A 26,082-nucleotide genomic window follows, 5' to 3' on the forward strand; every position below is an offset into this window, starting at 1 on the left:
GCTTACGGCTCCTGGGTGGGGTCGTTAGAACCCGACTTGCCGCCCTGGATGGCGGAGAGTCGGGCATTGGCGGTCTGGCTGACCTGCGAAGGCTTGCGGGCGAACTGAGCCAGCACTTCGTCGCGGGGACCAAACATGCTGACCTGACCATCCTTGAGCACCAGCAGCTGATCCATGTTCTTCAAGACGCTGGTGCGGTGGCTGATCACGAACAGTGTCACGCCCTCGGCCTTGAGCTGCTGAATGGCTGACGAGAGCGCCCTTTCGCCGGCCTCATCCAGGTTGGAGTTGGGCTCGTCGAGCACCACCAGCACCGGGTTTCCGTACAGCGCACGGGCCAGGCCGATACGCTGGCGCTGCCCACCGGAGAGGGCACCGGTGGAGGCCGATATGTAGGTATCGTAGCCATTGGGCAGTTCGAGGATCATCTCGTGCACGCCGGCCTTGCGCGCAGCGGCAACGACCTTGTCGGGATCGACCTCACCGAAGCGGGCGATGTTCTCGCTGATAGTGCCGTCGAACAGCTCGATGTCCTGGGGCAGGTAGCCGATATAGGGGCCCAGCTCATCGCGGTTCCAGTGGAACACCTCCGCACCGTCGAGCCTGACGCTACCGACCTGGGTAGGCCACACGCCCAGCATGACGCGGGCCAGGGTGGACTTGCCGGCTGCGCTGGGGCCGATGATCCCCACATGTTCGCCAGCGGGTACGGAAAAGTTGATGCCGCGAATGGTGGCCATGCGCACGCCGGGAGGAGCGGCCGCGATGCTTTCCACGGCGACATCCCCTTTGGGGGCAGGCAGCGACATGCGCCGCTGCTCGGCGGGGATCTGGGTCAGCAGTTCATTGAGGCGGTCGTAGGCGCCACGCGCACCGACAAACCCCTTCCAGCCGCCGATCATCTGGTCGATAGGCGCCAGGGCGCGGCCCATGATGATGGAGCCAGCGATCATCATGCCCGGGGTCATATCTCCCTGCAGCACCAGGTAGGCACCCAGGCCGAGAATCATCGACTGGGCCAGCAGGCGCAGCACCTTGGAGGTGTTGGTCAAAGCGCCGGCGCGATCGCTGGCCTGAGACTGCTTGGCCAGAAACTGATGGTGCTTCTCGGCCCAGCGCCCCATGATGCCCGGCAACATGCCCATGGCATGTAACACCTCGGCGTTGCGCAGGTTGGAGTTGGCCAGGTTTTGGGCCTGGATATGTTCGCTATTGGCTTCGGCGAGCAGATTCTTGGTGGCCTTCTCGTTGGCGATCGCCAGCACCAGCAACACGATGCCAGCAAAGGTGGCGAAGAAACCCAGCCAGGGGTGGAACAGGAACAGCACGGCCAGGTAGACCGGCACCCAGGGCGCATCAAAGAAGGCGAACAGCGAGTTGCCCGTCAGGAACTGGCGCACATTGGTCAAGTCGCTGAGCGGCTGGGCGCTCTGCTGCCCTTGCGTGACCACGCTGCGACGGAACATGGCGCTGTAGAGCCGGGCGTTGATGCTGGTATCCAGCCGGTTGCCGACCCGCACCAGCATGCGCGAGCGCACCAGCTCGAGCCCGCCCATGACCATAAACAGGAATACGACCAGCAGGGTCAGCATCAGCAGGGTCTCGACGCTCTGGGTGGTCAGCACCCGGTCGTATACCTGCAACATGTACATCGGTGGGACCAGCATGAGCATATTCACGAACATGCTGAAGAAGCCCACCGAGGCAAACGAACTCCGGCAGTCCTTCAAGGCGCGCTGGAGGTCGGTAGCGTCCTGTTGCTTTGCCATAAGGCGAGTCACCGTTAGAAAAAACTGTTCAAGCGGGGGAGGTTTAACCGCGGGAGGATACCAGAAAGCCCCCACCTACCGGTAGAGGCTGGCGCTCATCGCCAGGTAAAAGCCACCACTCGGCCTACAGCGCGATGCTGGCCTCCGGGCGGCCATACAGGAACCCCTGATAGAACTGGCAGCCCCGGGAAGCAAGGCAGTGCTGCTGGGCAGCTGTCTCCACCCCCTCGGCAATCACCTCGAGCTTTAGGCTGGCCGACAGCGAAATGATGGTCTCCACGATGGCGGCGCTGGCCTGGTCTTCCAGCAGTTCACGTACGAAGCACTGATCGATCTTGATCTGATCCAGGGGCAGCCGACGCAGATAGGCGAGCGAGGAGTAGCCGGTGCCGAAGTCATCCAGCGACAGCCTGACCCCCAGCGCCTTGAGCGCGATCATGCGCGCACGCACCTCGTCGGGGTCATGAATCAGCAGCGACTCGGTGACCTCGAGCTTGAGCCGGGAGGGGGCGGCGCCGGTCCGAGTCAACACCGCCTGGACCTGGTCGACGAAGCGGCTCTCACGGAACTGCACGGGACTCACATTCACCGACACCGTCCAGCCGGCGGTGGTCGGCACCTCGGCCCAGGCCACCAGCTGCCGGCAGGCCATCTCCAGCACCCACTCCCCCAGTTCGACGATCAGCCGGGTCTGCTCGGCGATGGGGATGAACTCGGCGGGAGGCACCTTACCACGCTGAGGGTGCCGCCAGCGCAGCAGGGCTTCCGCGCCAACCGTTCCGCCCCGTGCATCCACCTGCCGCTGATAGGCCACCGCCAGTTCGCCCCGTCCCAGCGCCTGGCGTAGGTCGATTTCCAACTGGGCGCGGGCCTTGAGCCGCCCCTGCACCTGCGGGTCGAAGAAGCAGACCTGATTGCGCCCGCCCCGCTTGGCCTGCATCAACGCCAGGTCCGCCTGCTTGAGCGCGTCCTCGAGCGAGACCTCCTGCTGACGGAACAGACTGACGCCGAGGCTCGCCGTCACCACCAGCGGCTGTCCGGCAATGGTCACCGGCACCTTGAGGGATTCCAACAGCTTGGCAGCGACCCGCTCAACCGCAATGGCGGCCGCATCCGAGTCACCGTGGATATCGTGCAGCAGGATGGCAAATTCGTCGCCACTTAGCCGCGACAGGGTATCGGTATCGCGCAGAATGGTGGCAAAGCGGCCGGCCAAGGCAACCAGAAGCTGGTCGCCGCAGCGGTGCCCCAGGGTATCGTTCACCGCCTGGAAGTGATCCAGGTCGAGCAGTACCAGCGCCGCCAGCTTGCCGCTGCGATAGCTGTCCTTGAGCACGCCGTCCAGGCGGTCGAGCAGCAGCCGGCGGTTGGGCAGGCCGGTCAGGGGGTCGAAGAACACCATGTGATGCAGCTCCTGCTCCACGGCCTTGCGCTCGGTCAGGTCATGGAGGGTGGCGACATAGTGGGTGAGCTCCCCCGCTGGGGTGCGCACGGCGCTGATGGTCAGCCACTGGGGATAGAGGTCGCCTCCCTTGCGGCGGTTCCAGATCTCGCCCTGCCAGCGGCCGTTGAGCGTTAGCGCTTCCCACATGCGCTGGTAAAATTCGAGGCCTTGCTGGCCAGAATTCAGCAGCCGCGGATTGCGACCCAGCACCTCCTCCCGCTCATAGCCGGTGATCTGGGTGAAGGTGGTGTTGACATCGACGATATCGCCACTGGCGTCGGTGATCATTACGCCCAGGTGGGTCTCGAACGCCGTGGCGGCGATGCGCAGACGCTCCTCCACACGCTTGCTCTCGGTGACATCGCGCACCACCATCACCAACCTGCCTGCATCTGCATCGGCACTGGCATCGAGGGGACTGAGCACGGCATGGCAGTGGGCGATGCCGCCTTCATCGGCTGACTCGCTGTACTCCAGCTCAGCGGTGGCGCCCTCGGACCCGATACGCTGCATGGCCGCGCGCAGCGACTCGGCGGACACCCCCGGTAGCAAGTCGACCAGCAGCAGATCGCCCCCCCGCTCCTGGCTGGCTTGCTCCCGGCCATTGGCGAAGAGGACCCGGCCCTGGCGGTCCAGCACGAAGATTCGATCGGGTATGGCGCTGACCAGCGCCGCCAGCCGGCGTTCGTTGGCGCGGCGCCGCTGCTCGCTCTCCCGCAGGTCAAGGTAGTGACACACCCCCCACAGGCCAAATCCGGCCAGCAACAGCCAGGCACCGCCCAGCAGCAGCAGGGTTTGCCACCAGCCAGCCTGCACCGCGCTACGCTCGTAGAGCAGCACGGCGGCAACCACCAAGGCAATCACCAGGGTGATCAAATATATGAGCCACGTGCACCTGACCACCGACCTGGCGGGGCCACGCGGCAACTCCCTGGATTCGTCCATGAGCGGCTTGCTCCCTGGGCACGCAGAACCCGCTAAGGCCATGAGGGTGGCCGTCACCCTCATGGCATCAGGAGTATGGATATGCTCAGTATGGTGCATGTCAGGCATTCTGCCGAGTGTTTCATACGGCGCGTTGCCTAGGGCAGAGTGACTGCACTCGACTATGGATGGCAGCATCCGTTACCAGGCTCACCATGGATTGCCTGACATGCCTCAATATGCGTTTTTGCTGATAAACCCCTTGAAGACGGTCAGGATAATGATGCGAAGATCCAGCCAGAGCGACCAATTATCGATATACCATAGGTCATACTCAACGCGCTTTTCCATTTTCTCCAGAGTATCCGTCTCACCGCGCAAGCCATTGACCTGAGCCCACCCTGTAATCCCGGGCTTTACCTTGTGGCGGCGCATGTAGGATTCCACCAGCTCCTTGTAATGCTCGTTGTGCGCCAGGGCGTGGGGCCTTGGCCCTACAATCGACATGCGCCCCTGTAGTACATTGTAGAACTGTGGCAGCTCATCGAGCGAGGTGCGGCGCAGGAAGGCTCCCACTTTCGTCACCCTTGGATCACCCGGGGTTGCTTGAGTCAGGCGCCCTCCCTCCTCATGATGAACCTCCATAGAGCGAAATTTATAGACCTTGAACTGCTTTCCATTGGCACCCGTGCGATATTGCTTGAAAAGCACAGGCCCGGGGGATGTCAGCTTTATTGCAAGAACGATCATGACGCAGATTGGCAGAATCAATATACTGATAAAAACCCCTAACAAAATATCTTCTATACGCTTTATCACCCTGGCCATACCATCCATCGGCGTCACACTAAGATCAATGGAGTAGTGGCCAACCACCTCACTCACACGGTGGTTAAGCAAGTGCATATCCTTGAAGTCAGGTATGAAACGGACTTCTGCAGTATGATTTCGCAACGCATGAAAAATGGTACGCACGACACTCCCCATTTCCAACGGAACGCAGATCCACACTTCACTTGCCCCGGAGTCATTCACTCGCTTGGAGAGCCGTGTCACGCAGGCCTGATCCGGCATGCCGGACAGTCGCTCGACCCCTGCAATGGAATAGCCCTCTCCCGGCGATGCTCGCATGCCCTTGGCCACATTCACCAGATGATGACCCGGCCCGATAAGAAACACCGAACGTCTTGCCATTCCCCTCAGGCGCACTCCTCGCAATACCAGTTGTGCTGTCACCCTCGCACTGGCTGCGATGATAAAGGAAACCAGTAGCGTAACTCCCACCCACAAGCGCGAGTAGCGCTGAGCGGCATCGGCAAGGTAGATAGTAGACATTGCCATCAGCGCTACCATCATCCAGACCAGCAGCAATCGCCCAAGCAGCGTTGACACACGGGTGACTCGCCAACGAGAGTAGCCACCCAGGACGGTATTAAATATCACCACCAACAGGGCCATGATGGCCATCGCCAGCACAAAACGCTCTGGAAGTTGCAAATTTCCGAAACGCCACACGTGCGCTACCGCCCCGCCCAGCACGATGGACAAGACATCAATAATAGGCACCATAAGCTGAGCCGGATAGCGCTCTGCAAGCCCTTTAATCTCACCAGGCATTCTGAATACTCTTTCCGATACTGTGTAATATATCAGCCATGAGCCCCATTTAAATCTCAATTCGATTTACTGAGATGATAAACAACCACATCATGGAGAAGCACCACAAAAATTGGGCTCTTCGTCGTTGGGTGTGGAATCCGGTCCCAGTGTTGAGCCACGATAGAGCCTCCACGATGACAGCAGGGATGGCATGGACGAGACGGCCTCTTGACGAGGCCACCGCTATGTCACGGTATTCCTCGACATGCAGCGTAAGCAGGAGCCGGTATCTTCGCCGTTCCTGGCCATGACAAGGACGCCATCAAGGCTCTCAGCGCCTTCCTGAGCGGCGTCGCCGAGAACCTGCCCAACGCCGAGGTGACGGTCGACTGGTTCCATATCGTGCAAACCTTCACCAATCTGCCTGGCGGGGAGGCCTCCATACCGTTGCTTTCATTTCAGCGCGAACCGAACCCGGTAAACAGGATGCGCACGGTTTTCAGGCAAACCAGCACATCCAGCCACAGGGAAAAGTGCTTGATGTAATAGAAGTCGTACTGCAGTTTGGTGGTCATGCCGCCCACTTCGGCGGCATAGCCCTGATTCACCTGGGCCCAGCCAGTGATGCCCGGGCGCACGACATGGCGATAGCTGAAGAAGGGCACATCCTGTTCGTACCACTCCGAGAGCGACGCCGACTCGGGCCTCGGGCCGATGAAGCTCATCTCCCCCTTGAGGATATTGAAGATCTGCGGCAGCTCGTCCAGGCGGTATTTGCGGATCACCCGCCCCACCCGCGTGATGCGCGGGTCGTCATCGGAGAGGGTAAAGTCCTCACCGCTCATGTCGTGGTACATGCTACGAAACTTGAACATCAGAAACGGCCGCGCCCGATAGCCAATGCGCGGCTGCAGGAAAAGGGCCGGGCCCGGGCTGTCGATCTTGACGACAACGGCCACCAGCAGCATGAGGGGAACCAGCAACGGCAGCATCAGCAGGGCAGCGACAAAATCCATCACCCGCTTGGCACCCACGTAAAACAGTGGCGGCAACAAGGTGCCGAACTCGTTCTCAGCCAGATGGTCGATCTGCACCCGGCCCGACAGCGACTCCGCCACTTGGCGGATGTGATAGACGGGAATATGCGCCAGAGTGCAGTGCGCCAGGAATTTTTCCCACTCGGGCGGCATGTCCACGGCACGCAGGTCGGCCACGACGGCGTCAAATCTCACCCCGCCCATATCCACGGAACTCAGCATCCGCAGGTCTGCCCAGCTTGTGCCCAACAGCTGCCCAGTTCCGCCAAACGGGACCAGCGCCAGCTTGGGCTTGCGAAAGCGCCGGCCAGCGAAGTAACCCAGGTAAAACCACGCCAGGCTGGCCAGATAGCCACCGAATAGCACCTGGCGAGTATAACCCTCGCGCGTGAAGAGCAGCAGCGCGGCCGCCAAGAGGAAGGCGATGGATACCGTGGGCATGATATGCGCCGCCAGCTGCGAGCCGGGAAAGCGAGCCATGCGCCTGAGCGTCAAGGCCGACGCCAGAAAGGCCAACCCAATGGCGAGCACGGTGTTAAAGCGAACATCCGGCAGGTAGTGCCAGAACTGCCAGCCCCAGCGGTCGATGGCCGGCAGCCCGATGACCAAGGGCATGCCCACCAGCACATGGACCGGCAGGCCAAGCAGCAGCACCTCGTACCACCGCGAGTGACGGCGTTCGTATTCATGGCTCATGTTTCATACTTCATGTTTCAAGTGTCATCCGTCACCAGTGCCATGAGATCGTCTGCCATCGCTTGCATGATCGTGTCCCGTCGCCACCTGGCCACGAAACGTAACCGGGGGCGAAAGCATATCTCAAGCCGCCCCAGGGCATCGAGAGCCGCCTCGACATCGCCCGGGGGAAACAGCGCCGCATTATCGATTTCGTTTTCCACGAATCCCGCCGGAAAGCCGCTCAGGCCCGCCCATATCGGTCGGCCTGTCGCGGCGTACTCAAACAGTTTCGATGGCAGCACGGCCTCCAGCGAGGGAAGCATGTTGAGGTGCAGGAACAGTACGTCCGCCTCGGCGTATGCTGCCGGCAGGCGCGATCGGGGAACGGGGTTCTCTACCTGAACATTGGTCAGGCCGCGCGCGCTAAGCTCGCTGCAAAGTCTTTGGCGCCGCCCGCCGGCACCGATCACTCGAAACTCCACACGCCCTGCCAGACGCTCGGCCAGTGCCGGCAGGATGCGTTCGATGCCCTGCCCGGCGCCTAGGTTGCCGGCATAGAGCACCCGCAGGGGCTGGCCCTGGCGGTGTCCAGGGTTCGACGGGAACCTGACCGACCCAGAGGCCTCCAGAAAGAGCGGATCGATGCCATTGGTGTGCCAGGAAATGGCGAGCCGCGGATAGCGAGCTTGAAAGTAGTCGCCGAACCCTCGGGAGACCAGGTTGAGGCAATCCGCCTTTTCCAGCGACCACCGTTCAAGCCTGGCGAACAACGGGGCCAGCAAGTGCCCGGCACCCAGTGGCAGTACGTGAGGCAGATTGTCGACGAAGTTGTCGCGAATATCCTGATAGAGCCTGGCGTTGCTGCGCCGGGCTATCCAGCGCCCCAGCACGGCGGTCATCAGGCGCGATGAGGTGGCGATCACCAGATCGTAGGAGCCGTGTCGGGTCAGGGCGTTGGCATGACGCGCATAGCGCAGAAAAGCCAGGGCCTGGGCGGCCATTCCGCCTGCTCCCCCCGCGACCGGCAGTCGCCGAATGGTGACCTTGCCTCCCGCCTGGGTTTCTACCTCGGGTACGGCGTCGCGCCCGGCGGTATAGCGATTCGGCAGGGTCGTCAGTACCAGCAGCTCACTGCCTTCGGGCAGGCGGCGGGCCAGGGCCTCCACAAGCGCCTGGGCACGAAAGGCGCCGGCACTGATGTCGGGCGGATAGTGGAAGCCCAGCAACAACAGGCGAAGCGGCGCCGTCATGAGCCGGGGTGGGCTGAGGGTGCGGGCAGCACCCTGGCATAGAGGTCCACCAGGGCTTGCTCCTGGGCTTCCCAGTTGAGCGACTGCGCGGCGAGAGCGGCTCGCGAACGATACTCATCGCGCAGCGAAGGCTCATCGACCAGGCGTCGAATGGCTGCCGCCAGGGCTGGCGTGTCGCCAGGGGGAACCAGCAAGCCCAGATCATGGGGAGCCACGACTCGGCTGATCTCGGGCAACCGGCTAGCCACCACGGGTAGCCCGGCCATGACGTACTCGAACAGCTTGTTGGAGTCGGTGGTGAAGTGATTGAGGCAGGTATTTTCGATGGGCTGCACGCCGATGTCCGCCGAGGCGGTATAGGACGGCAGCTCACGGAGTACCACGGTGGGGATGAAACGCACCCGATGGGACAAGCCCAGACTCTCCGCCCGCTCGCCGAGCTCGCGCCGCTGTCGTCCTCCGCCGATGAACACGAAATAAGCGTTGGGCACATCCGCCGCTGCCTCGACCAGCCGCAGCAGTCCCCGCCCCGGCTGCAGCCCGCCCTGATAGAGCACAATCGGCCAGGGCTCGCTCAGTCCCAGCTCATCGCGAATACGGTTGCCGCGAGGCGGCTGGACGCGGCGCGGCCGATTCTGCAGCACCAGCGGCCGGGGAATGCCATAGGCTCGCGCGAAGAACTTGGCCCGGGCGTCGGTGGTGGTGATGGTGCCCGCCGCCCTTGGCATGATGCGTTTTTCGAGACCTGCCACCAGCCCGCGAAAGGCGTGATAGCCTTCCCGGTCGGTGCTGATCTCATGGGCATCGTAGACCAGCGGCGCCCCTGCCAGTTTCGACGCCAGCCAAGCGGTGGGCAGCACGTTGACATCGTGCGCATGGATTACCTGCGGGCGGGCGCGTAAGGCTGCCCTGCCCATCTGCAACAGCGCAAAGGTGCGAGAGCTCGCTTGCAACAGCAGCGAAAACCAAGAGGCGCTTCTTCCACCAGCACTCTTGATCTGCTTGCGGCCTTGCCCCCCGCCACAGCGCCGCACCGTGATGCCGGCTTCCGGCGTTTCAACCCTTGGTGCGATTCCGGGCAGCGCCAGCGCATGAACCGTGACCTGATAACCAGCGCGTGCCAAGGTTTTAGCTTCGTTCAGCACACGAGCATCGTTCTGAAAGGTATTCCAGACCAACATGCTGACACGCGCTGCACGAGAGCTTGCGATGGAGGGAATCTCATCCTGCATTGGCAGTTCCTGGTTGATCATCGGTCTCAAGAACGGCAAGTCGTTCAAGCATACGAGGCACGAGTTCCAACGCCTGCACGTAGCGCTGCCTATTGCATTCACGCTCCAGTGCAAAGGCAAGCGCAGCTAACTCAGCCTGCTCGACGTTAACTCGAGAGAGTTCCGCACGCTGCTCAGCGGCTAGGCGCAGGGCTTCACCCAGGTTGGCCAGTTGTTTTTCATCCTCCGGCCACCCTGCGCCCACTGGCTCCAGCGACCACCGCCCCCAATTGAGCAAGATAGGTGTCGCTCGCTCTTCGCCTTTCGCAGCGGGAATCCAGATCGCATCCTGAGTGATCTCGGGATTGAGCAGTACCACGGGAAGCGCTTTCAGCTGCTGGTGAAGGTGTGCCATCTGCTTGAGCAAGTTAGCCAAGTCCTGTCTCTGATCAGGTGTCTCTGCGGCAACGCTAAGCCGCTCTATAAGGTTCGCCTCAAGACGTTGCCATAACATTGCCCTGGAGCGCTGATAGCGCTTTACATCCTCATGCTTTAGCTGAGCAGCCAGTAGATCTCCTTGCAGCTGCTGAACAAACTCCTTCACCTGCCGTACTTCAGGCCCTGCACCTTGGGGAAGCGCATAGACAAGACAATGGAATTTTTGCAACTGGGTGGTGCCAACCCAACAAGGCGCCGACAAGTTGTTCGGATACCCGGCCATCAATGTAGCTTCATGGAGGGCCCAGGAGCTACGGTTGACTTCAAACAGCTTGACGAGATACTGGCGGTTAGCACGCATGGCTCTCAGCCCTACCACATTGGGTGTGCCCAACTGCTGCCAATGGCAATCAAGCTCACCCTGCTCAGGACCTACCAGCTCATCCAATACTGCAGCCACCCAAGCCTGCCTAGCCTCAGGTGCTAATAGCGGCCACAGCGTTTTCTCCGGATGGACCTGTTGGGGCAACAGCACCTTACCATGGAAAAACAAAGCGTCGAGCTTTACCTGCTGCCGACGCAATGACGTCAGGTCCCCCACCATACCAGCGGCACGCTGCATGACTTGCCGGCTAAGCAGCAGCGCGACAATGGCAATGATCACACCAGGGGGGGACCAGAAGATGAAGTCTGTCACCAAAAATCCGAAGGCGACAAAAAAACCAACCCCGCCAAATAAATTTAGCGTTTGAGGCAATTTGGACTCCAAACGCTCACGAAATCCATTGCTTAACTGATACAACAAGAGAAACACAACCTTCACCAGAAAAAAATATCCGATGATTACAGTAAACATCCAAGGATAAAACCAGACCAGCCCGAAAAGTGACAGAACAATAAAAACACCGCCAGCTAAAGCACGAGAATAGCGCTGATAAGAGCTTGCTGCCAGCTCCTCCTGATTTTCAAAAAGCACCATTTTCTGACTTCTTGACAACAGCTGACTGGTTGACAGGGAAGTCACCCAGCCAATCATCCGCTCGGCTAGAAAGTGAAGCAAAAAGAAGCCGAGAGTTCCTGCACTCAAGGCTGCAATAAGACTATCCCGATCCAGCGTGGCAAAAGAGGAAGGAAAGTAGCGAGGGATTCCATCCGACCCCAGCATGATAATTACTTTCAAGGGCAAGAATGAGGCAAGCAGCGCTGCTATCTGTGAAACCAGCGTAAGGAATACAACAACCAGAGTGAAAAACGGCACCACTCTTAAAAACTTGGCGCCCAGAGAGACATTCCAGCGAAGACCAGAAACCAATTTAGCTGCCATTGCCAGAATCCCTAATCAGGTTAAGCAACTCTTGTGCTCTAATCTCCCAGGAATTAGCAGCGATAAATTCACCTATCAACTGTCCATCAGGCTCCATCGAACATGCTACCTTAAGCTCTATACAGAAATCAGATACGGAATCAACCGTGGCTGTGCAGGGGTAGCGCTCAATCTGCGGCATTCGGAACGAAACCACCGGCAAGCCAAAGGAGAGATACTCATAAATCTTGATGGGATCCACGCCGTCGGCCAGCGGCCCCATACGGAATGGGATGATCGCAGCACTCCAGCGGGAAGCATAACGGTACAGCTCATGCCAGGGTTTGGGGCCCAGCAGTCGCACGTTACCGGGTAGTTTCAGCCCTTGGGGAGCGGAATGGCCGATGATTTCAAAACGGTATTGGGCACAGGCCTCGGCAATTTGCACAAATGCCTCCCAGTCGAACCAGGCATCGGCTAAATGACCGAAGTAGCCAACCACCGGCGGAACCACAGGCGCACGTCGATAGCCCACCGGCAAGAAGTCTGATTCAACGGCATTGGGCACCAGTAAAACCGGCTTGTCCAGAGCAAAACCGCACATCTTCTTCACCAGGGGAGCCGACACGCAGAGGGTTGCATCGCATTGGCGCACAAGAGACTGCTCCACATCGGCATCGAACCAGCGGGCCATACCCACCTTGGAGAACTCTTCCCAGTCGTCCCGGCAATCGTACACCACTTTCCAGCCCTGCTGGCGAAACACCTCCACTTGCTTTTCGATACCAGGATAGGGGTATGACACGATGAATAGCTTGGGCGCAGAGCCCAGATCCGCCTGAGCGATTTCCGGCAGCAGTTGCAGGCTAACATCCTGTGGCATCTGCACTAGGCCATGAGCACTCCAAGTTGGCAGCGGATCATTAAAATGCGAGCGATGGTAGCTGAATAGCACCTTGGCGCCCTGGCGCAGCAGCGCCTGAGTCTGGCGAATTGGCCTATTCCCCCGAGTGCCCTGAATGAAAGTGGTGCCAGAAAACATGAAGATCACGGGTGCCGATTCATTATTTACCTGTTCGACAAGCCCCAGCCAAGCCTGCCACAGCTGACGGAAGATCGTCGAATCCGGCGCTGGGGGGCGCCTAAGCTGGAGCGCTTCCCGCCCCAGCCTGAACAGCCCCACAGGCAGGCGTAACAGCTGCCGCGGTGAACGCAACGCCGCCGTCAACAGGCGCCCGAGGCGGTAACTGCTGCTCTGCTCCACACGCTGGAACTCCAGACGCAACGCCTCCAACTCCTGGCGGGCTGCTTCAAGTTGCTGTTCAGTCTCTGTCTTACGCCCCACTGCCCATCACCCCGCGTAACGCCGCAACAAATGCCGATACACCATAACGGGTGCGCAACGTCTCGTACAAGTTCAGACACTCATCCTTAGTCGCAACGCCGCGTGACAGCCGCTCGACAGCCGATGCCACCTGCCCCGGCTGCCAGATATCTACGCGTTGCACCATTGACGACTCAGGAAACACCTCGCGGAAGACGGGCAGATCGTTGGTGATCAGCGGGCAACCACACAGCAAGGCCTCCGCCGCCGCCATACCAAAGGACTCGTCCCGGGAAGTCACCAACATGGCCCCGCCGCTGTGGGCGCACCGATGATACAGCCGAGCCAGCTGCACGTTTTCCACCCGGTCAAGCCAGGTGATCACATCACTGATGTCCAACCGATAGGCCAGCTCAAAAAAGGCTTCCGCCGTAGCCTCGGGGGCAGTGTAACCACCAACCACATACAGGTGCATGTCCCCCAACAGATCCTTGAGCAGGCGAGCATAGATCAATGCCAGCCGCCAGTTCTTGTGCTTGTCCAGCTTGCCTACCCAGATGAACTGCGGGCCGCTGCGGACAGGCGTAACCGGTTCCGCAGGGGTGAACACCTCCGTATTGAGCAGGTTGGCAATGACATGAATTCGCGCCCGCCAGTCGGGGCGCCTCCGTTCAACCAGCCGGGCCGAATAGGCCGACGGCACCATGATACCTGCGAGATATTTTATCGACAGGCCATCCAGATAACTCAGACCGGTCTGAGTGGTGGTATGCACATCCAGAAATACACGATTGCGCCGCCACAGGGGGCCCGCAGCCAAACTCAACAATTCGGGGGTGTCAATTACAACCACAGCATCAAAGCGGCCCTTGGCGGCCAATTGCCGAAAGGCGCTAAGATTGCCGAAGTGCACACCTTCGATACCCGCCGGCAAAACCTGACGAAGACCGTTATCCTGAGTGAAGAATAGCTCGCACTGAAAGCCGGCCTGTTCAAGCGCGCGCTTGCGCAGCAACAGCTGGGTGGACACACCGCCAACGATGCCATATCGGTAGGCATAGAGCAGTTTCAAAAAGGATCTCCTGATCGGCATTCATCAGCCAGCGCCACGACATAGGCCTCCAGCTCCGGGGCATTCGATATCTCTGGGTTCGGCCACCAGATGATACGGCCCCCTTGTTGCTGCACGCGTGCCAACTGGCGAACTACCGACGCCGACAGGCAACGCAGGGTCAGCGACGCAACGGGGGCATCGGCTCGTAAGCGCAGCGCCATCAACTCGACATCCTCGGTCGCCCAGGCATGAGCCCCGCCCTCGGCAGAAGTCGGACCCAATAAAAGATGCTCCGCCCCCAGAGCCGTCTCTGGAAGCTTCAACAACGAGTGAGCTGCCGCAGTGCCGGGCGCGCGCCCACCACTGTACTGACGATATAACCGCCATAGCTTGGGCAGCACCCGGAACGACCGCCAGGACAAGGGTAACGCTTGCAACAGCATATCGCCAATACTATATCTAAGGCTGCTACGCAGATTGGAAAGCTCCTGCTCAGCATCTCGCACCTCCTGTCGCAGCAACTCAATTAAGAAAATATTTCCCAAAGCCATCCACCACCTTCATTCAATTAACATATTCTCTTCACTTAACTCTTGCTCGAAATCAGTAATAAGCCGCCCCCTTCACATTCAATCATTTCCGACAATTTCCCCGGAAGAACCAACTTATAAAACCTCACACTTTCCTTGGCTTTCTTTTCGTAAAAGAGGAATTTTTTGGCTCTTCGTCACATCATGTGGATTTGGCCTAATCGAGCAGGCGCCCCACGGGGCTGCCGATCAGGTAGATCATCGCGATGAAGTTAGCCTCGTTCCGGTAGCCGCGTGCGCGTGATCTGGCAGCCTGAAACAGACCATTCATGCCCTCCAATCGCGCGTTGGTCAGCCCCGAAATCCAGCGTCTCACGACCTGCTCGGCATGTCGCTCCAAGGTCGTCAGAGCCTTCGCCATCGGCTTGAGCAGCGGCTGATCGGTAACCGCTTCCCGCATCACCCGGAGGTAGTTCGTGATCCGCCAACGAGCGGCTCGCGGCGTCGGGGCCTTCTGGATCCAGCGCAGCTTTTCCTTGATCACCCAGGCATCGGCGGTGGCTCCCTGATCGGCCACCAGCTCCTGGAGGGCAGCAATCTGCTTGGCTGTCATGTTCTCGTTATCCAGGCTCTTGAGCACCGCCCACCGCAGCGCCTTGGGATGCCCCTTCTCACGACGTTCCTTCTTGCGGACCTCGTCCAGCGCCTTGGTAAAGGTCTGCACGATATGGAACCAGTCGACCGTCACCTCGGCGTTGGGCAGGTTCTCGGCAACGCCGCTCAGGAAGGCCTGAGACATGTCGCAGACCACCTCGACGACATTGTCCGGATCGCCGCCATGCTCCGCCAGAAAGGCGCTGAACGCCTTGATGGCGTCCTTGCCATGGCCAGGAACGGCGAAGAGCACCGGCTCCTGCTGGCGCTGCATGTCGAGGAATACCGTGACATAGCGGTGGCCTCGTCGAGAGGCTGTCTCGTCCACGCCGACGGTGGCCACGCTGGACAGATCCAGCTCACCCAACATACGGCCCACGTAGTGGTGCACGATGCGCCACAGGCGCTTGTCGGAGATCTCCAGCTGCCGAGAGACGGCCAGCACCGGCATCTCCTTGACCAGCGACATGGCGGCCTGCTCGAACAGCAGGGTGAAGTCGCTGCCCGGCCGCGCCCAGGGCACCTCGATGCGCTTGACGCCATGCTCGGGGCACTTGGTGCGAGGCACGCGGGCGTGCAGGTAGCAGTGGTGCTGGAAGAAGTTCAGATGCCGCCAGGTCCGGTCGGCAAAGTCGTGGGCCGGGCAGGCCTTGCCGCACTCCGGGCAGGGGTAGAGGCTGCCACGCTCGGCCTCGACATAGAGATCCAGGCGGTGGGGCGACACGGCGGTATCCAGGTGCTGGTCCTTGAGAACCCAGGGCGCTTCCAGGCCGAGGCCGAGGGTCAGAATCTGGGTGCCGTCCATGTCATGCCTCCTGTCGTCGTGGAGGCTCTATCGTGGCTCAACACCGGGACCGGCTTCCATACCCGACGACGAAGAGCCAATTTTTTACTTCCACCCACTGCCAAATGATCTATACCCAGCCAGCTTCTCAAACTGTTTCTTACGATCTGATCCCAACAAATTTATCAAAGCTTATGAAGGCCACTCTCAGCATATCCTGCCTACTGGCACCTGATGTTGATTCATCGAGAAACTTTTTGTACGTTTTCAAGAAGCGCTTGACATCTCTTTCATTTAAAGATCGCTTCCGAAGAACAATAACATCCGAATAAACATCCCTTAAGCCCCTGTAAATACCCAAGAAGGCATGCCCAGGAACTCCACTAAGCAAGCCCAGATTCCGACAGTTCGGCTCGTTATTAAACAATGTTACGCTAGAGCTGTGGGACTTAACAAAGTTACCGATGTCATCAAGGAAGTTAGAAACCATGTGGCTAGCTGTGCGGTTATCGAAACCAAAATTAAATAAAACAAAATTTTCTTTTCAAATTAATGCTGACATAATCATTCAAAAATTCTTATTTGAACAAATTCATGCTTGTATTTATTTTCCTTCTATTCAGTTCCGCGTTACTTTTTAAATAATCCTCTCTACATACTCATTTTTCGAAACAAAGAAAAGTGAGACTCAACAAGGGCAGAGCCAAATTCATCGTCGTTCCTAATTCTTTCCATAAGGGCGCCCAGTCCAACAGGTCAAGTCACTAGTTGAGTCTCAGACAAGCCACCTAGGTAACTTTTCACCCCATAAACATCATTAAGCCAGCTAACTATTGCGCCAGAGCCGGTTTTTTTGAAAACCACCAACAAAAATACGACAATGAGATATACCTTCCACCACACCCAAGAGTTTTTTAAAATAACCACATCAACAATGTGCACAATTTGAACTCGCTCCTTCACAGGCCAAGCATACCATCAGAAAAAAGCAAAACTTCTTTTTTTATCACCAATTCTTGGTCGACGTTACGCCTAGCACTCTGGGAAGAGGAAAAAGAACATCCAAGAAAATAATCAGGACTATGGTAAAGTTTGGAAATTCCATCCGCCATTTCGACATATGATTCAGGACTGGCAACTATTCCACACTCGGATCCAACAAACTCAGGTATAGCTGCCACATTACTAGTAACTGGAACAAGCCCCGATGACATAGCCTCATCTCTGGACACCCCTTGAGTATCCATCCTGGACGGACAAAGAAAGATACCGAATTCTTTATGAAGCTCTGCAATTTCTTGCTGTGTCAGGAATTTTTTCTCAATGATAACATTCTTAAATTTTCGCAATGGATAAACAGTTTCATCAAACAACTTTCCATCACCAATCAACCTAAACTCCAGCTCGTTGAAAAAAGGCTCTTCAGAGAGCTTAATTATACACTTGACGGTCAGGTCATTAGCATAGACTCGTGAAGCGTATGATCGGATAGAAAGAATCTTTTTCCTAAGAGCAGGATCTTTTTCCTGATATTTAAATAGCTCCGTATTAATGGGATTATGAATGATGTGATATTGATTTACTGGAAGCCTAAAGCCCAAATCCTCCATCACTTCTTCCGCAAGGTAATTCGACACGAATACCAACTCAAGATTGGGGTGTATGGAAGAGACGATATCTCGCCAAAATGACATCCTCTTATCACTGAGTTCTATAGCTATTTTTTCTTGCTCCAAAGTATCAACAAGAAACTTACGCCTATGCCATGGTTGAATATCAGCACCATGCACCCACACAGTGATTTTAATACATTCAACAAAATCCTTGAGCACCTGCCACATGTCAGGGTCGAGAAAGTGCACAAGTACATGTCGATAACATCCACTTTGCAGCATGCGGCGCAACGCCTGCTGAGAGCCCGTGGTCACATCCACGTTCTGAAATTCGTGCCAACTGATGGGTTCATCCTTGCGCAAGCGGAACACATCGACAGGCACTCCTCGCTCAGCATAGCCCTTTACCCGACTATGGACGAAGCCGTTTCGGTACAGGTCGTCGTAGCTGGGGTAGTGGTTGGTCAGCAGCAATACATCTGACTGACCGAGTATTTTGGCCGGTTCCAGATCCAGATGGCCGAACATCAGCCGCTTGACACGAGTGCTGCCACCGGCATACACCCGCAGCCCGAACCGCAAGAACTCGGCATCGACCGGTATATCCAGCTTCACGTTGCGATTGGGCAGTAGCATCTGGTGCCCTAGGCGCTCTTTGTTGCCATCCAGAAACAGAACGACCAGGTTCAGGTTCAGTCCGGGATCTACCTCGAGGTGCATGGGGATCGACTGTTGCCCGTCCACCAAGCAGCTCACAGCAGCTACCTCAATGACATTTGTCGCATAGAGGTATTCATGCTTGCCGTCCGGCAAACTCGACTCCAGGTCCAGCGTGGCACCGGTAATCCCAGGATGGATGGACTTGTTGCGCGTCAGCTTGATCGGGCCGTCAGGCAGGGCCAAGGTGCTCTGAGCATCGTGATTGAGTCCCTTGCCAAGTAATAGCTGTGCCAGTTGGTTGCCATTGAGGCTCGGAGCTTTCGTCGCGCCATTTTCCATTGCCTCTATATTTTCCGCCAGTTGGGTCAGGCTGGCCAGTTCCACGCCGGTGTCAACCGGAAGATCGTCTACCTCATCCGCCACCTGCGGCCAGTGCTCAGACCTCACGTTCTGGCAGTAGTGATAGGGATCGATACTCAATTGTTCCGGTTGGTCGTATTGCCAGTCAGCCAGTGCGGCCAGCCATTTATCCGATCGGATGCTCTTGGCTACTTCCGGAGCTATGACTGAGCAACGTGCGTACAGGTGGTTGGCGGGGATATAAGCCTCTGCAGCATTATTCAGGGTAATATGGGGAGCGCCATTATTCAGTGTGCAGATATGTCGGGCGGCTTTACCGATCACTGACTTCTTGCTGTACCGGGTTGCCAGAGCCATGTCCAGCAGATAATGAGGGCCGTAATAGTCGTCAGGCACCATGCCGGCTATCCAATGCTGATCCGAGCCCGTCAGCTCCAGCAGATTCTTGTGTCGGAGGAATTTGGCCGGCAGCAGTGTGTAGGGGCACGGCAGATCCTTCAGCGCCGCCTCGGCTTCGGTCATGGACAGACCACGGCGTATCACCAGAACCAGGCTCAGCTCAACCCCTTGCTGGCGGGCCACATGGGCGGCAATGCTCTTGACATCAACCAGTGTCTTGACGGAGGCCAGCACCGTGAAAGGAGTCAGCTTCGCAGGCCGTGCCTTGCCGATTACTTGCTGCAGCATGTAGTTGAGCCGGTCTGCATAGGTGTGCTCGGCCATGACCTTGCGCAGCCCGGCCAGGCGCAGCCGGTCTACCTGGTTGCCGCTCTGCAGTTGTTGTAGCCGCCGCTTGATTTCTTCGCCACTGTCGCTGGTGAGCACCAGGTCACCGAACATCAGGCGCACGCCCCGGGAGAAGTTGCTGACGGTCAGGGTATTGGACCCCAGCAGTTCAAAGACCCGGCGCGCGAACATGGTCTGCGACTGCTTGATGGAGTTGAGGTTGATGGCGTAGCGATAGCCCTTGTAGGCCTTATCAATTTCTGCGAACGGTAGGGTGCCGACAATGTATGGCTGATAGGCTTTGGGGAACTGATAGCTGGGATCGTCCTTGCCGAAATTGCGGTCATAGATCTCCAGCGGCCGATAGGCCGGTAGCTCCTGAACGAAGCTCTCCAGATCCCGAGTGCGCTCTGGGTAACGCAGGTAGTAGGCACCGGCAAAACAGAAGGCGTCCTTGCGGATGTACTTTTCGATCGGGTTGTGCACGCTTGGTTGGCAGGCAAAAGGCAGGAAAAACACCCGCTCGTGTCCCAAGGCGGCCTTGTACCTATGGATACAGTCCATATCAGTGGTAAAGACGAAGTCGAACAGCTTGGCCGTGGTCAGGAAGGTCTCGAAATGCACTGGGTCTTCCTTGTTCCAGAACACGGTCGGCACATGGCGCTCACGGCACCAGGCCACGATGCCCTGCAGTTCCTGACTGCAATGGCCGACCTTGCTGCCCCAAAGTTCATCCTTGCCCCGCCAGGCCGACTCGATGAACAGCAGCTCCGGCTGGCAGGCTTCCAACTCGGCCTGCCAGCCGTCAGGGGTCAGTTGGTGCAGATCGCATTCGGGCTGGTAGGAGCCGAATGTAAAGTCATCCATGATGCAGGCTACGCGAACCTGACTGGCGGGCTTGTTCTCAAGACATTCGGTAAAGAGTGTTTTCCGGTCCACTGCCGCCGGTGCCAGTTGGGAGGTAGCCGGCAAGAAAGCCGCTTCCGCCTGCGTTTGCGGGTTGAGCTTACGGAGCCGCCACAGACGAATGGGAAGCTTGAGTGCTGCACTTATGGAGCTGGAGGCGGCCCGGACATGCAGCCCTGCCTTATAGGTGGCACTGGACTTTATGGACGACAGGGCTCGCTGTGCCGCTGCTTGCAGCTGCCTGGCCTGCTTGAGTTCCTGGTTGAGCTGTTCGGTACGCTGGTACAGCTCTGCCGTGCGCTGGGTCTGAGCATCCAGCTTCTGCTTCAGAGTGGGAATGGTCTCGCTTGTCAGTTGGCGGTACTTGCCGTTGGCCTGCTGCAGCTCCTGCAGTCTGGCCTGTTTTCTAGCCCGAAGTTCGCTATGGGCAGCGTTCAATGCTGCGAGCTCTTTTCGCACACTCTGCAACTGCTCATGCAGCTGGTTCCGGGCCTGCTCAGCATGTCCCTTGTCCAGGCTCAGGCGCTCGATCTGGGTCTGGTGGCGCATTTTTTCCCGCTCAAAATCCAAGGCAGCGCGTTCCAGCTCCAAGTCTTTGCTGGCATGCAATTTTTCTTTATCAAGCTCCGCTTCCCTCAGAGAGAGGCTCAGTCTGGCTATCTCACTCTTCATAGTTGCGGTCTTAGCTGTTACTTCTCGGTATTTTAGATTGGCTTCCTCGTAACGCTTCTTGATGTCGGCATAGCGCTCGTTCAGCTCCCTGTATTTTAGGTTGCTATTTTCCAACTTGGCACACAACTCCGAGATGGCGTGGTTAGCCCGATAGGAGAAGTGTACTTTTTCTTCTAGGTAACGTCCTGCTTCCGCCAGCCCAGAAAACTCTGAATGATGCAGGAATAGGTGCGTCGGCGTCGCATTGAAAGTGGAGCAGAACAGATAGCCTAGCTCTTTTAGCAAGTTATTGATGGAAGAAAAATCATTCTCCGTCTTCCCTTCAACATAGAGGATAGGGCGGTCTCTTTCGATCAGGTTCTTCGCTCCACGCAGCACCTGAAGCTCCATGCCTTCAACGTCAATCTTGATCATTCTGAGCGGAGCGGGAAGATCAAGCTGATCTAGGCTCACCAACGTGATTTCGTCCGGGCTCTGGGATACTTCCAGCGACTGCCCCCCCAGGTTGCTCGCATCGACATGGTCATGGTCGAAATGGGCAAAACCCTGAGCCTCGGAGACGCCCACCTGGTGGACAACGACCCGCTCCTCCAGTGCATTCAACGCAATGGAAGCCTGCAACGCCTCACACAAATTCTGGTTGGGCTCGAAGGCTTCAACTCGGCAGCCAACAATACTGGCCAGATAAAGACTATGGTTCCCGATATTGGCCCCAACGTCCAGAACCAGATCTCCCTTTTCCAGCCGCGACGCCATATCACGCAGCATATCAAGTTCATAAGGCTCTTTTGCGCTGGCAATCTTTCCCTGAATATAGTCTGTAGCCGCATCCGGCAGGAAAATAACGTAACTTGCACCATCCAGTGCGAGCTGCTGCTTATCCATATTGCTTAATGCCTTTTGTCCGCTGCTAGCCCCAGATGCCACGCGTATCGACCAATGCCAAGCTGCCCGGCAACTTAGTTTCCTTAAAGGGCTTATGATCGACAAGCATCACCACAATATCTGCAGCCTCGAGCGCAGCCGACTCATCAACCAATCTGGCATCTGCCATCTTTCCCTTGGGCAGCTCTTTGATATTCGGCTCCACCACCAATATCTGACCTGGGTGACGCGCAACAATATCTTCAGCGATTCTAAGCGCCGGGCTCTCGCGAAGATCATCGATATCCGGCTTGAAGGCCAGCCCGAAGCAGGCGATGGTGACATCCCCCGCGGTCTTGTCGGGGTTCTCACTCAGAAAGCTGCCCACCGCCGCGTTCACCTTGTCGATGACCCATTGCGGTTTGCTGTCGTTGACCTGCCGGGCCGTGCGGATGAGTCTGGCTTCGGCCGGCGTTTCGCTGACGATGAACCAGGGGTCCACGGCGATGCAATGCCCGCCGACTCCCGGACCGGGCTGAAGGATGTTGACCCTGGGATGACGGTTGGCCAGCCGAATCAGTTCCCAGACATCGATATCGAGCTTGTCGCAGATGATGGACAACTCGTTGGCGAAGGCGATGTTCACGTCCCGGAAGCTGTTCTCGGTGAGCTTGGCCATCTCGGCGGTGCGTGCCGTGGTCATTATGCACTCACCTTCCACGAAGATCGCGTAGAACGCAGCCGCCGCAGCGGAGCACCTGGCGGTCATCCCGCCGATGACCCGGTCGTTTTCCACCAGCTCGCGCACCACATGCCCGGGAAGGACTCGCTCGGGGCAGTGTGCCACCCGGATGTCCGAGGCCTCACCCCGGGTCTGTGGAAAGCTGAGATCCGGCCGCTCCTCGGCAAGCCAGGCCGCCATCCGCTCTGTGGCACCCACCGGCGAGGTGGATTCCAGAATCACCAGGTCGCCCGTCTTCAGCACCGGCGCAATGGCCCTGCTCGCGGCCTCGATATAACTCAGGTCCGGCACATGGTCGTTGCCCGGCTCCGCCCTGAAGGGTGTGGGGACGGCGATCAAGAAGACATCGGCCGGCTCCGGCCGGGTCGTCGCACGCAGCCAGCCCTCCTTGACGGCGGCGTGAACCACGATATCCAATTCGGGCTCGACGATGTGGATATCGCCACGGTTGATGGTATCCACGGCATGCTGATTGATATCGACCCCTACCACTTTCTTGCGGCGGGAGGCGATCACGGCAGCAGTCGGCAGGCCAATGTAGCCGAGGCCGACCACCGTGACGGTGTCTAGGGTCATGGAGGAGTCCAGGTCAGTCACTTGAGTTTCTTGGCAATGAGTTCGGCATGGCATTACCCGGCACGAGACGCCAGCGAGGATGATGCCAGGATATCGATGATTCGCTGACAGGCCCGACCATCGCCGTAGGGGTTGTGGGCGACACTCATCTCGCCATAGGCTTCCGGGTCCGTCAGCAGGGCATCCAGCTCCACTACTATACGATCCACATCGGTGCCTACCAGCTTCACCGTTCCGGCATCCACAGCTTCCGGACGCTCGGTGGTATCCCGCATCACCAGCACCGGCTTACCCAGCGAGGGCGCCTCTTCCTGGATACCGCCTGAGTCGGTGAGAATCAGGTGGGCCCTATTCATGAGATAGACGAACGGCAGGTAGTCCAGGGGCTCGATCAGATAGACGTTGTCGATATCGGAAAGCAGCCGTTGCACCGGTTCGCGCACACTGGGGTTCAGGTGAAGGGGGTAGACGATCTGCACTTCGGGGTGGCGGCTGGCGGTGTCGCGTAGCGCCCGGCAAATCCGCTCGAAGCCACCGCCAAAGCTCTCGCGGCGATGACCGGTGACCAGAATCACCCGGCGGCTTTCTTCCAGGTAGGAAAATCGCTCGGCAAAACGCCGCTGAAAACGCGTATTCTGTTCGAGAATGTCTACCACATCGACCAGGGCATCGATGACGGTGTTGCCGGTGACGAATACCTTACCCGGTGATACCCCTTCCTCGAGCAGGTTCCGCCGAGCGCGCTCGGTTGGGGCGAAGTGCAGCTCCGCCAGGCCACCCACCAGCTTGCGGTTGGCTTCTTCGGGCCAGGGTGAATAGATATTGCCCGTACGCAGCCCGGCTTCAACGTGGCCCACGGGTATCTGCTGGTAGTAGGCCGCCAAGGTGGTGGCAAAGGTTGTCGTGGTATCGCCATGCACCAGCACGATATCCGGCTTTACGCTCTCCAGCACCCCCTTCATGCCCTGCAGGATGGTGGTGGTCACATCGGTCAGGTCCTGGCCTGGCTTCATGGCCTTGAGGTCGTAATCAGGGCTAAGTTCGAATAGATCGAGCACCTGATCCAGCATTTCTCGATGCTGGCCGGTCACACAAACCTGAGCGTTGAAACGCTTGTCGGCAGCGAGAGACAGTGCAAGAGGAGCCATCTTGATGGCTTCGGGGCGCGTGCCGAACACGCAGAGCGTCTTGATGGGCATAATCATCTGTATCAAAAGAAAATTTTAAGCACCTGGAGTTTTCAGGACTCCTTGGGACTGATCCTTATCGAATCGTACTATTATACTGGCAACAAATGGCTCTGCTTGTTGCCCGGGCACGCTACCGCCCAGGGATTGATGCCGGGCGCTTTCCCATACCCTGTAGATCGAAGAATCCTACCTAGCCACCTTGCCATCCTCAGCAAAGTGAAGGCGACTGAAGACACCAAAAGTGCGGCGATTCTATCCAATGCCCCGGAGAGACTCGATGTGTCAATTCAGCTATCGGGTGGTTTTTTGTAACCAGCCACCACCCTGAGCGGGTGCCCTGCCCCTTCCGCCCAGGCCTCGATGGCGGCCTTGAGCGAGCGCTTGGCGTCGGGCTCGCCGTGCACCAGGCGCACCTCCCGGGGCGGGTGGCGCATGCGCTTGATGAAATTCAGCAGGTCTTGCCGGTCGGCGTGGGCGGAGTAACCGCTGACGGTCGCCACCCGGGCGCGGATCTCGATGCGCTCGCCGTCGAGCGCCACCCAGCCGCCCCGGGGGCCGTGGCGCTGGATGTCGCGGCCGGGGGTGCCGGCCCCCTGGTATCCGATGAACAGCACGGCGTGGCGCGGGTCGGGCAGCATGCGCTTCAGGTAGTTGACCACCCGCCCGCCGCTGACCATGCCGCTGGCGGCGATGACCACCGCGGGGCGGTGGCTGGTCGCCAGGTAGTCGACGCTGCGCTGGTGTTCCTCGTGGCTTTCGACGGTGTAGAGGTTGTCGAAGTCGAGCGGGTGGCGGCCGCTGCGCAGGCGCCGGTGGGCTTCGGCGTCCCACCAGGGCTTGAGTTCACGGTAGACCCGGGTGAAGCGCGCGGCGAGGGGTGAGTCGACGACGATCTCGAGCTCGCGCCAGCGCTGGTCGCGGGCAGCGTGGATCAGCCCTTCCAGCTCGTAGAGCAGCTCCTGGGTGCGGCCGATGCTGAAGGCGGGAATGACCACGGTGCCGCCATCTTCCAGGGCCTGGTCGATGGCGGCCTTGAGACGCGACCGGCGCTGGCGACGATTCTCGTGAAGGCGGTCGCCGTAGGTGCTCTCCAGCACCAGCACGTCGGCCCGGTGGGGGGAGCGCGGCGCGGGCAGCAGCGGGGCGTGGGGGGCGCCCAGGTCACCGCTGAAGACGGTGCGCTGGGTCTTGCCGCTTTGCCGGTCGTGGCTGCCGATCTCCTCACTCTCCACCTCGACATAGGCGGAACCAAGAATGTGCCCGGCGCGCTGTAGCCTGACCCGGAGGCGGTGGCGCTCGTCGTCGACGAGGGTGTGCCAGGTCCGGTAGTCGAGGGCGACCAGCCGGCTTTCCACTTCCTCGAGAAAGCGCTCGATCAGCGACCGGTCGCGGGTGAAGCCGATCTTCAGGGCGTCTTCGATCACCAGCGGCAGCAGCTTCGCCGAGGGCACCGAGCAGAGCAGCGGCCCCTTGTAACCGGCCGCCAGCAGGTAGGGCAGCCGGCCGATATGGTCGATATGCACGTGGGTGACGACGAGCGCCAGCACGTCCTCGACGGGAAAACGCACCCGGTGCTGCTCGAACACGCCCCGCCCTTCACCGCCCTGCCCTTCGCCGCCCTGGTCATTAGCGTCTTGACCTTGAAACAGGCCGCAGTCGACCAGCAGCGCCCGGTCCGGGGCGAGCTGCAGGCGATGGCAGCTGCCGGTGACGCCATCGGCGCCGCCGTGATGAAGGATATAGGGGTAGTCGTCCATGACTGGGGCTCCTTGGT

Annotated in this window: 15 protein-coding genes and 1 pseudogene; 1 reads left to right on the plus strand and 15 read right to left on the minus strand. The window is 58.7% G+C overall.

Features of this window, described 5'->3' with window-relative positions:
• Window positions 1-2 precede the first annotated feature (2 nt).
• From HOP52_RS09740 to HOP52_RS09750, 3 genes are all read right to left on the minus strand, one after another.
• On the minus strand, window positions 3-1,769 hold the full coding sequence (locus HOP52_RS09740; RefSeq protein WP_238977188.1) for a type I secretion system permease/ATPase: 1,767 nt from the start codon (window positions 1,767-1,769) through the stop codon (window positions 3-5).
• A 124-nt stretch (window positions 1,770-1,893) separates the two neighbouring features.
• Window positions 1,894-4,065: a putative bifunctional diguanylate cyclase/phosphodiesterase gene (locus HOP52_RS09745; protein WP_238977388.1), complete on the minus strand. Its 2,172-nt coding sequence runs from the start codon at window positions 4,063-4,065 to the stop codon at window positions 1,894-1,896.
• 306 nt (window positions 4,066-4,371) lie between these two features.
• Window positions 4,372-5,754, minus strand: a complete 1,383-nt coding sequence (locus HOP52_RS09750) for an undecaprenyl-phosphate glucose phosphotransferase (RefSeq protein ID WP_238977189.1) — start codon at window positions 5,752-5,754, stop codon at window positions 4,372-4,374.
• A 315-nt stretch (window positions 5,755-6,069) separates the two neighbouring features.
• On the opposite strand from HOP52_RS09750, the pseudogene HOP52_RS19800 reads away from it, so the two are divergent.
• Window positions 6,070-6,153, plus strand: a pseudogene (locus tag HOP52_RS19800) (transposase); the annotation flags it as partial.
• A 41-nt stretch (window positions 6,154-6,194) separates the two neighbouring features.
• On the opposite strand, the gene HOP52_RS09755 reads toward HOP52_RS19800, so the two are convergent.
• The 12 genes from HOP52_RS09755 to HOP52_RS09810 form a co-directional block, all read right to left on the minus strand.
• Entirely contained in the window at window positions 6,195-7,469 is a 1,275-nt protein-coding gene (locus tag HOP52_RS09755) for an exopolysaccharide biosynthesis polyprenyl glycosylphosphotransferase (protein ID WP_238977190.1), read from the minus strand.
• Window positions 7,470-7,486: 17 nt separating this feature from the next.
• Window positions 7,487-8,680 carry a glycosyltransferase family 4 protein gene (locus tag HOP52_RS09760; protein WP_238977191.1) on the minus strand — a complete coding sequence of 398 codons (1,194 nt, stop codon included), beginning with the start codon at window positions 8,678-8,680 and terminating at the stop codon, window positions 7,487-7,489.
• A gap of 17 nt (window positions 8,681-8,697) precedes the next feature.
• Entirely contained in the window at window positions 8,698-9,954 is a 1,257-nt protein-coding gene (locus tag HOP52_RS09765; RefSeq protein ID WP_238977192.1) for a glycosyltransferase family 4 protein, read from the minus strand.
• On the minus strand, window positions 9,923-11,674 hold the full coding sequence (locus tag HOP52_RS09770; protein WP_238977193.1) for a hypothetical protein: 1,752 nt from the start codon (window positions 11,672-11,674) through the stop codon (window positions 9,923-9,925). Before HOP52_RS09770 ends, HOP52_RS09765 begins: the two co-directional genes overlap by 32 nt.
• Complete coding sequence (locus tag HOP52_RS19725) at window positions 11,664-12,998, minus strand: glycosyltransferase family protein (RefSeq protein WP_238977194.1); 1,335 nt, start codon at window positions 12,996-12,998, stop codon at window positions 11,664-11,666. The genes HOP52_RS09770 and HOP52_RS19725 overlap by 11 nt, the downstream gene beginning before the upstream one ends.
• Window positions 12,988-14,049 carry a glycosyltransferase family 4 protein gene (locus HOP52_RS09780; protein ID WP_238977195.1) on the minus strand — a complete coding sequence of 354 codons (1,062 nt, stop codon included), beginning with the start codon at window positions 14,047-14,049 and terminating at the stop codon, window positions 12,988-12,990. Before HOP52_RS09780 ends, HOP52_RS19725 begins: the two co-directional genes overlap by 11 nt.
• The gene (locus tag HOP52_RS09785) at window positions 14,046-14,582 is read right to left on the minus strand and encodes a hypothetical protein (RefSeq protein ID WP_238977196.1); all 537 of its coding nucleotides are present in this window, start codon (window positions 14,580-14,582) and stop codon (window positions 14,046-14,048) included. Before HOP52_RS09785 ends, HOP52_RS09780 begins: the two co-directional genes overlap by 4 nt.
• A 196-nt stretch (window positions 14,583-14,778) precedes the next feature.
• Window positions 14,779-16,020 (minus strand): ISL3 family transposase, encoded by a 1,242-nt coding sequence (locus HOP52_RS09790; protein WP_238977197.1) that lies wholly within the window; start codon window positions 16,018-16,020, stop codon window positions 14,779-14,781.
• 938 nt (window positions 16,021-16,958) lie between these two features.
• Window positions 16,959-21,821 (minus strand): FkbM family methyltransferase, encoded by a 4,863-nt coding sequence (locus HOP52_RS09795; RefSeq protein WP_238977198.1) that lies wholly within the window; start codon window positions 21,819-21,821, stop codon window positions 16,959-16,961.
• Between the two features lie 25 nt (window positions 21,822-21,846).
• Window positions 21,847-23,118 (minus strand): UDP-N-acetyl-D-mannosamine dehydrogenase, encoded by a 1,272-nt coding sequence (gene wecC, locus HOP52_RS09800; protein ID WP_238977199.1) that lies wholly within the window; start codon window positions 23,116-23,118, stop codon window positions 21,847-21,849.
• 53 nt (window positions 23,119-23,171) lie between these two features.
• Window positions 23,172-24,311, minus strand: coding sequence for a non-hydrolyzing UDP-N-acetylglucosamine 2-epimerase (gene wecB, locus HOP52_RS09805; protein ID WP_459076824.1), 1,140 nt, complete (start codon window positions 24,309-24,311; stop codon window positions 23,172-23,174).
• A 284-nt stretch (window positions 24,312-24,595) separates the two neighbouring features.
• Window positions 24,596-26,065 (minus strand): MBL fold metallo-hydrolase RNA specificity domain-containing protein, encoded by a 1,470-nt coding sequence (locus tag HOP52_RS09810; protein ID WP_238977201.1) that lies wholly within the window; start codon window positions 26,063-26,065, stop codon window positions 24,596-24,598.
• Window positions 26,066-26,082 lie beyond the last annotated feature (17 nt).

The organism is Billgrantia campisalis, assembly GCF_022341425.1.
GTDB lineage: Bacteria > Pseudomonadota > Gammaproteobacteria > Pseudomonadales > Halomonadaceae > Halomonas > Halomonas campisalis.